The following is a 14,652-nucleotide window of genomic DNA, read 5'->3' as shown; positions in this document are numbered from 1 at the left end:
CAGGCCCTAGCCGAGGAGGTCGTCCACCGGCACCCGCCTGAACTCGATCGTCTCGTACGTCCCCGTCACGCCCGTCTCGTAGAGGAGACCGACCCGGCTCCTGCTCAGCTGTACGAGGTCGGAGTACGCGGCCCGCTGGGTGGACAGCGTGGTCGCCTTGGTGAAGGTCGTGCCGCCGTTCGTGCTGCGCCAGACGGCCATGGACTGGCGGGCGGTGGGGACGGAAGGGCCGGAGAAGAGGAGCGGGGCGGCCCGGCCGGTGAGCTGGAGGACGGAGGCCTGGACCACGGGGACGTCGTTCAGGGTGGGCTGGACGGCGTAGGGGCGGTCGAGGGTCTCGGCTCCGTCGCTGGAGTAGGAGTCGAGGCGGTTGCCCACGCTCGTGCCGTTCTGGTCCCGGGAGGTGAAGTAGATACGGCCGTCGGGGAGTTCGGCGGCCAGGCTTTCGTTCGCGTTGTCGACGCCGTCGTACGAGTCGTCGATGAAGCCCATGCGCCAGGTCAGGCCGCCGTTGTCGCTGTAGAGGGCGTGGGCGCCATAGTACCTGGGCTCCTGGCCGGTGTCCGGGGAGCCGACGGGCGGGGCCGTGGAGTGGTTGGCGGGGACCACCAGGCGGCCGGCGTGCGGTCCGTGGCGCAGCGCGAGCGCGTGGCCGGGGCCCGTGGCGTACCAGCGCCAGTTCGGGAGTTTGACGTCCGCCGTGATGTCGCGCGGTGCGGAGAAGTGGCGGCCGTTGTCGCCGCTCGTCTGGACGAAGACGCGGCGGCTTTGTTCCGGTGTGGCCTCGCCGCGCATGATCTGCGCCTCGGTCACCGCGCCGCTGTTGTAGGAGGTGAGGAGGACGATACGGCCCGTGCGCGGGTCCACGACCGGCGCCGGGTTGCCCCGTGTGTCGCCGTCTCCGGACGCCACCACCTGGAGCGCGCTCCAGGTGCAGCCGCCGTCGTGGGAGCGTCTGAGGACCACGTCGATGTTGTCGGTGTCGCCCGCGCCGTTGCGCCTTCCCTCGGCGAAGGCGAGCAGCGTGCCCGCCCGGGTCGTGACGGTCGCCGGGATGCGGTACGTGTCGTAGCCGTCCTGGCCCGCCGTGTACGGGACGGAGGACGTGCAGCTCCGGCTCGCGGGCGGCGCGGCCACGGCCGTACCGGGGGCCGCGAGGGCGGTGAGGGCGGTGAGCAGCCCGGTGACCGCGGCCGAAGCGGCCAGGCGGCGTTTGACGGTCATGACACTCCCTGGGCAGCGGCGGACAGAACATCGGACGTGTGACGTGGGATGTCCAGGAAAACCTAATGTGCCCCAGGTGGCACATCAATACCCGTGTCGCTACGGCGTGTTGACGTGACGTCAGCCAGATGCGGTGCCGGGAGTGACGAGCCCCGACTCGTACGCCACGATCACCAGCTGGGTACGGTCGCGGGCACCCAGCTTGCCCATGATGCGGCTGACATGGGTCTTCGCGGTGAGCGGGCTCAGGCCCAACGCTCCCGCTATCTCGGTGTTGTTCAGGCCGCGCGCGACTAGCGTCAGCACCTCGCGCTCACGTTCGGAGAGGCATTCGGGGCCGCTCCCCGCGGGCGCCGGAACCGACGGGCCGCGCAGGAAGCGGGCGATCAGCCGGGCGGTCGGCGCCGGCGAGAGCAGGGCGTCGCCGGCGGCCACCGTACGGATGGCGTCGAGGAGTTCGGCGGGCCTCGTGTCCTTCACCAGGAAGCCGGAGGCGCCCGCGCGCAGGGCCTCCACGATGTGCTCGTCGGTGTCGTACGTGGTGAGGACCAGGACCCTGACCCCGGCCAGGTCCTCGTCGGCCGCGATGAGCCGGGTGGCCTCGATGCCGTCCAGGTCGGGCATGCGGATGTCCATGACGATCAGATCGGCCCGCACGCTGCGCGCCAGCTCCACGGCCTCCCGCCCCGTGGCCGCCTGCCCCACCACCTCCATGTCCCGCGCCGATTCGACGAGCATGGCGAACGCGGCGCGCACGAGCGTCTGGTCGTCGGCGAGGAGTACGCGGATGGTCATCGGGGTTCGCCCCGTTCCGGTTCGGGGGCGGGTAGGGGTGCGGGTCCGGGTCCGGGTCCGGGTTCGGTCACGGGGGGATCGGATGCCCGTACGGCTTCGGAACCACGTACGGCATCCGGATCTCGTACGGCTTCGGAACCACGTACGGCTTCCCGGTCCCGTACGCCTTCAGAACCGCCTACGGCTTCCAGGTCCCGCGCACCTTCCCGTTCGCCCGTCCGCGCCGCGCCCCCAGCCCCCGTCGGCAGCACCGCCCACACCCCGAACCCGCCGCCCTTCCGCGCCCCGGCCTCCAACGTCCCGCCCACACTACGAGCCCGCTCCCGCATCCCGATGAGCCCGAACCCGGGCGTGCCGCCCGAGTCGCTGTCACCGACCCCGTCGTCCGTGACCGTCACCCGCAGAGCCCAGTCCTCCGCCCGCAGTTCCACCTGTACGCTCACGTCCGGGCCCGCGTGCCGTACCGCGTTCGTCAGCGCCTCCTGGACGATCCGGTACGCGGCGGCACCCACGGCGGACGGGACGTCGCCCGCGCCCACCGCGACCGCCGCCGCCACCTCGGCGCCCGCCGTGCGCGCCGCGGCCACCAGGTCGGGCACCCCGTCGAGCCCGGGCAGCGGCCCGCGGCCCTCGCCTCCGTACACGGAGCCGTACTCCGACGCGCGCAGCACCTCCAGCGTCGTACGCAGTTCGCCGCGCGCCGACCGGCAGGTCTCGGCGATGTCGTCGAGGGCCTTCGCGACCGCCGCCCGGTCCAGTCGCTCGGGGTCGGCGGCCAGGACGTGCGCGGCGACGGAGGTCTGGACGCCGACGAGGGTGATGCTGTGGGCGAGCAGGTCGTGCAGGTCACGGGCGATGCGCAGGCGTTCCTCGGCCACCCGGCGGCGGGCCTCCTCCTCGCGGGTGCGTTCGGCGCGTTCGGCGCGTTCGACGATGGCGGCGACGTACTGGCGGTAGTAGCGGACGGCGACGCCGAAGAAGAGCACGGCGATGACCCAGCCGGAGATCCGCAGCAGTTCGACGGCCTGGTGGGTGTCGACCGTGAGCATCACGTTCACCGAGACGGTGAGGACGGCGATGCCCGTCGCGAGTGTGCGCAGGGGCCGGCCGGTCACGGCGACGGTGTAGAGCGCGACGCACGCCGCCGGGGTGGGCGCGACGTGGTTGTTGTCGAGGGCGTGGTACGGCACCATCAGCGCCACCACCAGGGCCAGCACCAGCAGTGGACGGCGCCGCCGCCACACGAGCGGCACCTGGGCCGCGAGCAGCAGCGTCCAGCCGAGCGCGTCGGGACTGCGTGCCTCGTCGGTTAACAGGCCCATGGCCACGGCGAGGAGAGCGGTCACCGCGGCCAGCAGCGCGTCGTTGCGGGTGGCGCGCGCGGCGGTCCGGGGATCGCGGCTGACCGCCGCGATGATCCGCTCGCCGGGGCGGGGCCGCGCCGTTGTCGTCGTTGCCTGCACGGGGTTCATCTTCCGGTAGGAGGGCGCCCCTCCGGCAGAGAGGGGCGCCCTCGGGTTCACACGGGCTGACGGATCACACGGGCTCCGGCTGCCGCTCCGACGGCCGGAGCGGCTCGGGGGCCTTGGACAGCCGGCCCGGCCACCACACTCTCCGTCCGAGGGCGACGCTCGCGCTGGTCACCAGGTAGGTCCGGACGAGGAAGGTGTCCAGCAGCACACCGACCGCGATCACGAAGCCCAGCTCGACGAGCTGCACCAGCCCCATGTTGGTGAGGACGGCGAAGGTGGCGGCGAGGACGAGTCCCGCGGAGGCGATCACGCCGCCCGTGGTCCGCAGCGCGCTGAGCGCGGCGGCGACCGGCTCGGCACCCCGTATCGACTCCTCCCGCATCCGGTGCAGGAGGAAGATGCCGTAGTCCACGCCCAGGGCGACGAGGAACACGAAGGACAGGAGCCCGAGCCCCGGATCGGTGCCCTCGAAACCGAGCAGCGGCCCGAAGACCAGCCCGCCGATCCCGAGCGCGGCGCCCCATACCGCGACCACGGCGGCCACCAGCATCAGCGGTGCGACCAGCGAGCGCAGCAGAGCGATCAGGATCAGCAGGACGGAGGCGAGGACGATCGGGACGACGATGAGCCGGTCCCGGGCGTTGGTGTCCTCCAGGTCGATCTGCTGGGCGCTGGGCCCGCCGACGTAGGAGCCCTTGAGGTCGTCCCGGAGTTCCTTGATGGTCCGGGTCTCGCCCGCGGACTGTGGTGCGTCCGCGGCGATGACGGAGATCTCCGTCCAGCCGTTTCCGGTACGTCCCTTCCGCGCGTCGGCGACGCCTTGCGTGCCGCGGACGGTCGCCAGGGTCGCGTCGGCACGGTCGGCCGGTGTGATCACGTCGATGGGCTGGCTGCCTCGGTCGGGGTAGCCCCGGGCCAGCGTCTGCAGGGCGGCGACCGACTCGGGCTTGTCGACGAAGGAGTCCTCCTGCTTGATCGAGCCGGGCAGGTTGAAGGCCCCCAGGGCGAGCGCGCCGAGCAGGACGGCACCGCCCGCGAGGACGGCCAGCGGGCGCCGCCCCGCCGAGGTGCCCATCGCGGAGAACAGCGACCGGCGCGCCTTGGGCGTGCTCCCGTACGCGGGCACGAGCGGCCAGAACACCCGGCGGCCCAGCAGGACGAGGATCGCGGGCAGCAGCGTCAGCATGGCCACCAGCGCGCACAGCACTCCCACGGTGCCGAGTGGTCCCATGCCCCGGCTGGAGTTGAGGTCGGCGGCGAGCAGGCACAGCAGTCCGGCGGCGACGGTCCCGGACGAGGCGAGCACGGCGGGCCCGCAGCCGCGCAGGGCGGCGCGCATCGCGTCGTACGGCCGCTCGATGCGCCGCAGTTCCTCCCGGTAGCGGGCGACGAGCAACAAGGCGTAGTCCGTCCCGGCGCCGAAGACGAGGATCGTCATGACGCCCGAGCTCTGCCCCGAAACGCTGGTCCCGAAGGCCTGGTTGAGCCCGTAGGCGACGCCCATCGACAGATAGTCCGCGATGCCGGCGACGACGAGCGGCACCAGCCACAGCAGCGGGCTGCGGTAGATGAGGATCAGCAGGACGGCCACGACGGCGACGGTCGTGTAGAGCAGCGGTCCGCCGAGCGAGTTGTACACGCCGGCGGCATCGGTGTTCAGTGCCCCGGGCCCGCCGACCTCGACCGTCAGCCCGCCTTCGCTGTGGGCGACGTGGCGTACGTCGTCGACGAGGGCGTCCCGCTTGTCCTCGTCGCTGCCGGGCTCGTTGCTGGCGACCGGGTACATGAGGGTCGTACCGTCCGCGGACGGGATGCCCTGCGGCGTCCCGTTGAGCGTGTGCTGCCCGGCGATCGTGGTGACCTGCCGCTCCGCCGTGGCCTTGTCGGCGGCGGTCAGACCGCTGTCCCGGTGGTAGACGAGCACGAGTTCCGTGCTCTGGCCCCCGGGCAACTGCTCCTGGATCTTCGCGACTTGGGTGGAGTCGGCGCTCGCGGGCAGATAGTCGGTGACCCGGTCGTGCTGCACATCGGCGAGCTTCGCCGCGAACGGCCCCACCGCCGCCAGTACGGCGACCCACAGCCCGAGCACCAGCCAGGGCACGGCTCGTCGCCGCCCCCGTGTCACATCAGTCCTTGCGGCCCCCATCGACGGGCCTCCCTCCGGCATGGATGTCTGGTTGCCGTCTCCAGACTTCCGGCGCGGGAGGGCGGAATCGTCGTGCGGGAGGGCGAGCCCGGGGGTACTGCGAGGGGTGGCCGTACGGCCCGACTACTCCCTGGGGAGTACGCGCGCTGCGGCACCTACGACGGTGTACGCGCCGCCGCGAGCAGCCGCGTCACGTCGTCCGAGCAGATCGTCAGCGCCGCGCCCACGGTGGCCAGGACCTCCCGCTCGGCGGGGGTGTACGGCCCGTCGGCCAGGGCGATGCGGGCGCCCTGGAGGAGGATCGACTCCCGGCCCGCGGCGGCGAGGTGGGGTGCCAGCGGGTCCAGGGCCTCGTGGAGCTCTATGGCCAGGCTGGCGCCGCAGGGCTCCCCGAAGAGCCGTCCGGTGTCCGCGGCGAGCGCCTCGACGAGGGCGCCGAGCTGGTCCTCCGTGCAGTCGTCGAAGCCGGCCGAGCGCACGGCGCCTGCGGCGGTCTCCAGGGACGTACGGGAGCAGGTGCCGCCCGTGGCGAGGACGGCGAGGGCGACGGTGTGGACGGCGTCGCGGAGCATCGCGGAGAAGCGGGTGGTGGTGGGGTGGTCGAGGACGTCGGGGCCGTAGTGGTGGCGGCAGGCGGCGCATTCGACGACGGGTCCGGTCTCGCCGCGCGGCAGGACGGGAACGCCGAGGAGGGTGAAGCGGCGACGGCCGGTGAGGCGCTGGTAGTTGCGGTCGCCTCCGCAGCCGGGGCAGAAGAACTCGCCGTCGCCGACGCTGGTCCACGCGGTACGGGTGCCCAGGATGCGGGAAACCTGAACTGCACGACCGTTTCGTCCCCATCCTGGCAGCACGCTCGCACACCTCCGTAACCCCGCGGCAACATCGCCGCGCTTGCGTGATGTTAGCCACATTGTTGATGTGGAGTCAGTACCCAGGACGAGACCTCCCCGTGACCTCCACGGGGATTGGCCGGTAAATGACGGGCCCCGCCCGCCTCGTAAGGCGAGCGGGGCCACGAAAACCGCCGGTCAGGCTGGTCAGCGGGTCGCGCGGTTGACGGCGGAGACGACGGCCTTCAGCGAGGCACGTGTCGTATTCGCGTCGATGCCGATTCCCCACAGAACCTTGTCGCCGATCGCGACCTCGATGTACGAGGCGGCCTGCGCGGAGGCGCCCTCGCTCATCGTGTGCTCCTGGTAGTCGAGCAGGCGGGCGTCGATGCCGATGCCCTGCAGCGCGTGGAAGAACGCGGAGATCGGACCGTTGCCGCTGCCCACCAAGGTGGTCTCGACGCCGTCCACCTCGGCCTCGACGGTGAGGGTGTCCACGCCGTCCGTGTCCGTGGTCGACTGGCCCTTCCTGACCTGCAGACGGCCCCAAGGGTTCTCCGGGTTGGGCAGGTACTCGTCCTGGAAGGCCGCCCAGATGTCCTTCGGCGTGACCTCGCCGCCCTCGGCGTCCGTCTTCGCCTGGATGATCTTCGAGAACTCGATCTGCATCCGGCGCGGCAGGTCCAGCTTGTGGTCGTTCTTCAGGACGTAGGCGATACCGCCCTTGCCGGACTGCGAGTTGACGCGGATGACGGCCTCGTACGTGCGGCCGACGTCCTTCGGGTCGATCGGCAGGTACGGGACGGCCCACTCGATGTCGTCGACCGTGACGCCCTTGGCCTTCGCGTCGGCCTCCATCGCGTCGAATCCCTTCTTGATGGCGTCCTGGTGGGAGCCGGAGAAGGAGGTGTAGACGAGGTCGCCGACGTACGGGTGGCGTGCGTGGACCTCCATCTGGTTGCAGTACTCCCACGTGCGACGGATCTCGTCGATGTCGGAGAAGTCGATCTGCGGGTCGACGCCCTGGGAGAACAGGTTCATGCCCAGGGTGACCAGGTCGACGTTGCCGGTGCGCTCGCCCTGCCCGAACAGACAGCCCTCGACGCGGTCGGCGCCGGCCATCAGCGCCAGCTCGGCGGCGGCGACGGCCGTACCGCGGTCGTTGTGGGGGTGGATCGACAGGCAGACGTACTCGCGGCGGGACAGGTTGCGGCCCATCCACTCGAAGCGGTCCGCGTGGGTCGACGGGGTCGAACGCTCCACCGTGGCGGGCAGGTTGAGGATGATCTCGCGGCCGGGGCCGGGCTGCCAGACGTCCATGACCGCCTCGCAGACCTCCAGGGCGAAGTCCAGCTCGGTGTCGGTGAAGATCTCGGGCGAGTACTGGTAGCCGAACTCCGTCTCCGGGTCCAGCAGCTTCTCGGCGTACTCCATGACGAGCCGGGTGCCGTCGACGGCGATCTGCTTGATGTCGTCCTTGGAACCGTTGAAGACGACGCGGCGGAAGACCGGGGCCGTGGCGTTGTACAGGTGCACGGTGGCGCGTCTGGCGCCCTTCAGCGACTCGACGGTCCGCTCGATCAGGTCCTCACGGGCCTGGGTCAGTACGGAGATCGTCACGTCGTCCGGGATCGCGCCCTCTTCCTCGATGATCGAGCGCACGAAATCGAAGTCGGTCTGGCCGGAGGCGGGGAAGCCGACCTCGATCTCCTTGTAGCCCATCTTCACCAGCAGGTCGAACATCGCGCGCTTGCGCGCGGGCGACATGGGGTCGATCAGGGCCTGGTTGCCGTCGCGCAGGTCCGTGGAGAGCCAGCGGGGGGCCACGGTGATCCGGTTGTCCGGCCAGGTGCGGTCAGGGATGTCGACCTGCTCGTACCGGCCGTACTTGTGGACCGGCATGGAGGTGGGCCGCTGCCGGTTCGGGCGGGTCTGGTCGCTCTTGCTGCTCTGGCTGTTCGCCATGATGCGTGGGCTCCTCGAGGTGTCCGCATGTCCTGAAGGGACGGCCGACGGCGCAACGCCAGACTCCGCGGGGAGGGGGTCGGCCTCGACTACAGGCCCTCGCCGCGGCAGCTAAGGAGAAGCAGCCCGAAACGCATGATGCTCCGCAGCCTAGCCGAGCCTCCCTCCGTGCGAGGGGTCGTATCAGTATGCGGGATCGTGTCGACATAACGGGGCAAAAAGTGCGCCATACCACGTCCAGACGGAGTCCGCCGCTCCTTATCGCCCCATTTCACCAATCATGGTTGCAGGTAGTGACAGAGGCATAACTCAGTGCAAGGGTGCCGGGCATGACGAACCACGGGGGCTTCACGCCCGTCTTCTGCACGATCATCCCGCCTCATGTCCTCGACAAGCTCGCCCAGAACGAGGACCCCGCGCTCGCCGGACCCGCGCGCCAGACCCTGCAGCGCGACGCCTACGAGCGCACCCACCGCCGCCTGACCACGGTCATCGGCGCCCCGGCCGTCGCGCCGCCCGCGGACGCGCCCGAGGAGCAGCCGCACCGCACGATCTACGACGCCCGCCACCAGCAGGACCTGCCCGGCGAGAAGGTCCGCGGCGAGGGCGACGAGCCGGGCAAGGACTCCACCGTCAACCGCGCGTACGCCGGTCTCGGCGCGACCTTCGAGCTGTACCTCAAGGCGTACCAGCGCAACTCGATCAACGGCGAGGGCCTGCCGCTCGACGCCACGGTGCACTTCGACGAGAACTACAACAACGCCTTCTGGAACGGCGAGCAGATGGTGTTCGGCGACGGTGACGGCGAGATCTTCCTCGACTTCACCATCCCGGTCGACGTCATCGGCCACGAGCTGACCCACGGCGTCACCCAGTACACGGCGAACCTCACCTACTTCGGCCAGCCGGGCGCCCTGAACGAGTCCATGTCGGACGTCTTCGGCTCGCTGATCAAGCAGTACACGCTCGGCCAGACCGCCTCCGAGGCCGACTGGCTGATCGGCGTCGGCCTGCTCGCCCCGCGCGTCACCGGCACGGCCCTGCGCTCCATGAAGGAGCCGGGCAGCGCGTACGACGACGACGTGCTCGGCAAGGACCCGCAGCCCGGGACGATGGACGGCTACGTCCGCACCGGCCGCGACAACGGCGGCGTCCACATCAACTCCGGCATCCCCAACCACGCCTTCTACCTCGTCGCCGACGCCCTCGGCGGCCATGCGTGGGAGCGGGCCGGACAGATCTGGTACGACGTCCTCACCGGCGGCGAGCTCTCGTCCCAGGCGAGCTTCACGGACTTCGCCAAGCTGACGGTCGCGGCCGCGAAGGCACGGTACGGCGACAGCGGCGAGGAGCTCCAGTCCGTGCTGAAGGCGTGGGAGCAGGTCGGAGTGCCCGCCATGTAGCTCCGGTGGCCACGGCCTCCGACTCGTACTAGACAGGACCCATGCGTATTCAGGTAAGGCGCACGGGCGGATTCGCGGGCATCGACCGCCACGCCGAGGTGGACACCTCGGACCGGCCCGATGCCCAGGAGTGGCACGCCCTGGCCGAGCAGGCACTCTCCGCCGGCCGGGGCACGCCCCCCATCGGCGTACCGGACGGATTCAGCTACCAGATCACGGTGGACGACAAGACGGTGTACGCGGCAGACCCGCGCTTGACGGACGAGCAAAGGAAGCTGATTTCCAGAGTCCTGAAGGAGGGCGCATAGAAACCGGGGCCCAGGGAAGCTGGCGTCAGGGGCGCGGGGCTGTGACATTGTGCGGCTCCGCCGCGTGGGCGCGACAAGCCACAGACGGCCCGCAGTCGCGTGATCAGGGGACCCCGTCCCCATGAGGCGCCCCCGGAAGCACAACTGCTGGTTGGCACCGGGCCGTTGACTTGCGTTACCCGCGGTACAGATGATCGCACGCATGGCGACGAACCCCCTCCCGCAGTTCCCGCCCGGCTTCCTCTGGGGCGTATCCACCTCGGCCCACCAGATCGAGGGAGCCGTCGACGAACGGAACCCCTCGGTGTGGGACGCGTTCACGGCCGAGCCTGGCCGGGTGAAGGACGGCTCCACCGCGACGGTGGCGTGCGACCACTGCCACCGCTACCTCGAGGATGTCGCGCTCCTCGCCGACCTGGGCGTGGACGCGTACCGCTTCTCGATCTCCTGGCCCCGGGTGAACTCCCCCGGCGGCCTGGACTTCTACGACCGTCTGGTCGACGAGCTGGCCGGGGCGGGCATCCGTCCCGTCCCGACCCTCTTCCACTGGGACCTGCCCGTGGAGCTGGACTGGCTGAACCGGGACACGGCGGAGCGCTTCGCCGAGTACGCCGGTGTCGTCGCCGCACGCCTGGGCGACCGCGTCCAGAAGTGGATCACCCTCAACGAGCCCGCCGAACACACCCTGTTGGGCCACGCGCTGGGCGCGCACGCTCCCGGCAAGCGGCTCCTGTTCGACGCGCTGCCGGTGGCACATCACCAGCTCCTCGCCCACGGTCTCGCCGTACAGTCCCTGCGCGCGGCCGGAGTCGCGGACATCGGGATCGCCAACTCGCACGGCCCGACCTGGGCGGCATCGCGCAACGCCGAGGACGTGGAGGCCGCCGACTTCTACGACGTACTCCTCAACCGCCTCTTCGCGGACCCGATCCTGCTGGCGCAATACCCGGAAGGCATCGGCGAGTTGCTGCCGGGCGACGTCGAGGCGGACCTGAAGGTCATCGCCGAGCCGGTCGACTGGTACGGGATCAATTACTACGCGCCGACCAAGGTGGGCGCTCCCGAGGGCGCGGAGATGGAGTTCGGCGGACTGACCCTGCCCGCCGAACTCCCCTTCTCCGTACTCCCGTTGGAGGGATATCCGGTCACCGACTTCGGCTGGCCGGTCGTACCCGAGGCGCTCACCGAACTGCTGGTCGGCTTCCACGAGCGGTACGGCGACCGGCTCCCGCCGGTCGTCATCACCGAGAACGGCTGCTCGTACGAGGGCATCGACGACCAGGAGCGGATCACCTTCCTGGACGGTCATGTACGGGCCCTGCACCGGGCGTTGGAGCAGGGCGTCGACGTACGCGGCTATTTCATCTGGTCGCTGATGGACAACTTCGAGTGGGCGGAGGGATACGCGCGCCGCTTCGGTCTCGTCCACATCGACTACGAGACCCTGGAACGGACACCGAAGGCGTCGTACGCGTGGCTGCGGGATGTCCTGCGGGCACGGAGATGACGGCCTCGCCGCCCGCACCGGCCCTCGCCGAGCCGGCAGAGCGGGTCGGCAGGGGCTGGACCGCGGCGCTGTCGCTCGCCAACGGGGCCATCTGGGTGGGCTGGTACGGCCCCCTCCACATCCTCCTCGCCTCCCAGGCGGAGGACTTCGCGCCCGGCACCGGGATGTCGAAGGAGGCCATGCTGGCGTGGGTCACGGGCGCCGGCGCGGTCGTCCCGCCGCCGCAAGCCGTTCGTGATCTGGTCCGGCGTGCTGATGGCGGCGGCCACGGCCGCCCTGTCCGGCTGGCAGACCTGGCCCGGCGCGATCGTCGCGGCGGCGGTCCTGGGCGTGGGCTTCGGCGTCTTCACCTCCGTCGACTTCGCCCTGATGACGGACGTCCTGCCCAAGGCCCTGGACCGCGGCAAGGACCTCGGCGTCATCAACATCGCCAACGCCCTCCCCCAGGTCGCCGCCCCGGCGCTGGCCGCGCCGATCGTGACCTATCTGGGCGGGTACCAGGTGCTGTACCTGGTGGCGGCGGCGATCGGGCTCGCAGGGGCGGTGCTGGTGGGCCGGATTCGGGGCGTGGACTGACACCTCAGAGGGGGCAGGCGTGGTGCACACTGACCAGATCCGCACCACCCCAGGGAGCGCACCGTGATCACGCCGGACGGAGAGCGACCGTACTTTCACGCCCACGTCGACCCGCTCGCCGGGCTGCGTACGCCCCAGGACCCGCCCTGGGACGTCTATCTCACGGGCACGGTCTTCCTGGACATCATCTTCACGGGGCTCGACTCGGCCCCGGTGCGCGGCACCGAGTCCTGGGCGCGGGGCATGGGGTCCAGCCCCGGCGGCGTGGCGAACATGGCGACGGCACTGGCGCGGCTGGGCCTGAAGACGTCACTCGCCGCCGCCTTCGGGGACGACCACTACGGGGAGTACTGCTGGGACGCGCTGGAGCAGGGCGAGGGCATCGACCTCGCCGCGTCGCGCACCGTACCGGGCTGGCACTCACCGGTCACCGTCTCGATGGCGTACGAGGGCGAGCGGACCATGGTCTCGCACGGCCACGAGCCGCCCCCGGAGGAGCCGGCGCCGAACTGCCCGCCGCGCGCGCGTGCCGCGGTCGCGTCCCTGACGCCGGGCGAGCGGGCCCACTGGATCGCCCACGCCGCGAGCGAGGGCACCCGCGTCTTCGCCGACGTCGGCTGGGACGACACGGGCGCGTGGGACCTCGCGGGCCTGGCCGACCTCGAGCACTGCGAGGCCTTCCTGCCGAACGCCGAGGAGGCCAGGCGCTACACCGGCACCGACTGCCCGCGCGCGGCGGCGCACGCGCTGACGGAACACGTACCGGTGGCGGTGGTCACCCTGGGCGCGGAGGGCGCGTACGCGGTCGACCGCCGGACCGGGGAGGCCGCCGAGGTGCCCGCGATCGCCGTGGAGGCCCTCGACCCGACCGGCGCCGGGGACGTGTTCGTGGCGGGCTTCGTCACGGGCACCCTGGCCGGCTGGCCGCTGGCCGACCGCCTCGCCTTCGCGGGGCTGACGGCCGCGCTGTCCGTCCAGGAGTTCGGGGGGTCGCTGTCGGCCCCCGGGTGGTCGGAGATCGGGGCGTGGTGGCGGAAGGTGCAGTCCGTGGAGGGCCAGGACCCGGCGGCGCTGCGGCGGTACGCGTTCCTGGCGGACCTGGTGCCCCAGGAGCAGGTGCGGCCCTGGCCGCTGCGCAGGGCGGTGCCGACGATCGGGTTCCGTCGGTCGGCGTGACGGCCGCCGTTGACGTCTTCGGCGGATGACATCACAGGGCGCACCCTCTGCCGGTGCTCCGCGTGTGAGGAAAAGCCCTACGGCACTGTCAGTCCAGCGACGTACCCTGGGAACCGCAAGGCTGTCCATGTGGCAAGCGTGCCGATCGAGGAGGAAAAGCAGGCCTACAGAGCCGGCCCATGACTCAGACACCCACAGCACAGACCCCCGCGCAGGGGCAGGCACGAGCGCACTTCACGGTCCCCGCGAAGCACCCCATGGTCACCGTGCTGGGATCTGGCGACGCCCTCCTGCGTGTGATCGAGAAGGCCTTCCCGGCGGCCGACATCCATGTCCGGGGCAATGAGATCAGTGCGGTCGGCGACGCCGGTGAAGTCGCCCTCGTCCAGCGCCTGTTCGACGAGATGATGCTGGTGCTCCGCACGGGGCAGCCGATGACGGAGGACGCAGTGGAACGCTCGATCGCCATGCTCAGGGCGAGCGAGAACGGGGAGGGCGACGGCCAGGAGACCCCGGCCGAGGTGCTCACGCAGAACATCCTGTCCTCGCGAGGCCGCACCATCCGTCCCAAGACGCTCAACCAGAAGCGGTACGTCGACGCCATCGACAAGCACACCGTCGTCTTCGGCATCGGCCCCGCCGGTACCGGCAAGACGTACCTCGCCATGGCGAAGGCGGTCCAGGCCCTGCAGTCCAAGCAGGTCAACCGGATCATCCTGACCCGGCCCGCCGTGGAGGCGGGCGAGCGCCTCGGCTTCCTGCCGGGCACGCTGTACGAGAAGATCGACCCGTACCTGCGCCCGCTGTACGACGCGCTGCACGACATGCTCGACCCGGACTCGATTCCGCGGCTGATGGCGGCGGGGACCATCGAGGTCGCGCCCCTCGCCTACATGCGCGGCCGGACCCTCAACGACGCCTTCATCATCCTGGACGAGGCACAGAACACGAGCGCCGAGCAGATGAAGATGTTCCTCACCCGCCTCGGCTTCGACTCGAAGATCGTGGTCACGGGCGACGTGACGCAGGTCGACCTTCCGAACGGGACGAAGTCGGGTCTGCGCCAGGTCCAGGAGATCCTGGAGGGCGTCGAGGACGTGCACTTCTCGCGGCTCACGTCCCACGATGTCGTACGGCACAAGCTGGTCGGCCGTATCGTCGACGCGTACGAGAAGTACGACATCGAGAACGGCACCGAGAACGGCTCCCACCAGGGCCGCGGAAAAGCCGCACACAAGGGGAAGTAGAAC

Annotated in this window: 10 protein-coding genes and 2 pseudogenes; 6 read left to right on the top strand and 6 right to left on the bottom strand. The window is 70.8% G+C overall.

Annotation, left to right across the window (positions count from 1 at the left end):
• Nucleotides 1-6: 6 nt before the first annotated feature.
• The 6 genes and pseudogenes from C4B68_RS27200 to leuA form a co-directional block, all read right to left on the bottom strand.
• A complete protein-coding gene (locus tag C4B68_RS27200) occupies nucleotides 7-1,224 on the bottom strand; it encodes a sialidase family protein (RefSeq protein WP_099499194.1) in 1,218 nt (405 codons plus the stop codon).
• A gap of 120 nt (nucleotides 1,225-1,344) precedes the next feature.
• The gene (locus C4B68_RS27195; protein ID WP_099499195.1) at nucleotides 1,345-2,019 is read right to left on the bottom strand and encodes a response regulator; all 675 of its coding nucleotides are present in this window, start codon (nucleotides 2,017-2,019) and stop codon (nucleotides 1,345-1,347) included.
• A 230-nt stretch (nucleotides 2,020-2,249) separates the two neighbouring features.
• Nucleotides 2,250-3,491: pseudogene (locus C4B68_RS27190) on the bottom strand (sensor histidine kinase); the annotation flags it as partial.
• 64 nt (nucleotides 3,492-3,555) lie between these two features.
• Nucleotides 3,556-5,637 carry an MMPL family transporter gene (locus C4B68_RS27185; RefSeq protein ID WP_180289155.1) on the bottom strand — a complete coding sequence of 694 codons (2,082 nt, stop codon included), beginning with the start codon at nucleotides 5,635-5,637 and terminating at the stop codon, nucleotides 3,556-3,558.
• A 155-nt stretch (nucleotides 5,638-5,792) separates the two neighbouring features.
• Nucleotides 5,793-6,488, bottom strand: a complete 696-nt coding sequence (locus C4B68_RS27180) for a tellurite resistance TerB family protein (RefSeq protein ID WP_099499198.1) — start codon at nucleotides 6,486-6,488, stop codon at nucleotides 5,793-5,795.
• A 186-nt stretch (nucleotides 6,489-6,674) separates the two neighbouring features.
• The gene (leuA, locus tag C4B68_RS27175; protein WP_099499199.1) at nucleotides 6,675-8,432 is read right to left on the bottom strand and encodes a 2-isopropylmalate synthase; all 1,758 of its coding nucleotides are present in this window, start codon (nucleotides 8,430-8,432) and stop codon (nucleotides 6,675-6,677) included.
• A 329-nt stretch (nucleotides 8,433-8,761) separates the two neighbouring features.
• Here leuA and C4B68_RS27165 point away from each other — a divergent pair, with 329 nt between their 5' ends.
• From C4B68_RS27165 to C4B68_RS27140, 6 genes and pseudogenes are all read left to right on the top strand, one after another.
• Nucleotides 8,762-9,835, top strand: a complete 1,074-nt coding sequence (locus C4B68_RS27165) for a M4 family metallopeptidase (protein WP_099499200.1) — start codon at nucleotides 8,762-8,764, stop codon at nucleotides 9,833-9,835.
• 41 nt (nucleotides 9,836-9,876) lie between these two features.
• Nucleotides 9,877-10,143: a protealysin inhibitor emfourin gene (locus tag C4B68_RS27160; RefSeq protein ID WP_099499201.1), complete on the top strand. Its 267-nt coding sequence runs from the start codon at nucleotides 9,877-9,879 to the stop codon at nucleotides 10,141-10,143.
• Between the two features lie 190 nt (nucleotides 10,144-10,333).
• Nucleotides 10,334-11,650 (top strand): GH1 family beta-glucosidase, encoded by a 1,317-nt coding sequence (locus tag C4B68_RS27155; protein ID WP_099499202.1) that lies wholly within the window; start codon nucleotides 10,334-10,336, stop codon nucleotides 11,648-11,650.
• Nucleotides 11,647-12,226 (top strand): annotated as a pseudogene (locus C4B68_RS27150) (MFS transporter). Before C4B68_RS27155 ends, C4B68_RS27150 begins: the two are co-directional and overlap by 4 nt.
• 63 nt (nucleotides 12,227-12,289) lie before the next feature.
• Nucleotides 12,290-13,402: a carbohydrate kinase family protein gene (locus C4B68_RS27145; RefSeq protein ID WP_099499203.1), complete on the top strand. Its 1,113-nt coding sequence runs from the start codon at nucleotides 12,290-12,292 to the stop codon at nucleotides 13,400-13,402.
• A gap of 179 nt (nucleotides 13,403-13,581) precedes the next feature.
• Nucleotides 13,582-14,649, top strand: coding sequence for a PhoH family protein (locus C4B68_RS27140; protein ID WP_099499204.1), 1,068 nt, complete (start codon nucleotides 13,582-13,584; stop codon nucleotides 14,647-14,649).
• The last annotated feature ends 3 nt before the right edge of the window (nucleotides 14,650-14,652 follow it).

The sequence above is a fragment of the Streptomyces dengpaensis genome (assembly GCF_002946835.1).
GTDB classification, from domain to species: domain Bacteria; phylum Actinomycetota; class Actinomycetes; order Streptomycetales; family Streptomycetaceae; genus Streptomyces; species Streptomyces dengpaensis.
Note: the sequence above shows the minus strand (reverse complement) of the source record. Positions and strands in the feature narration are given on the sequence as shown.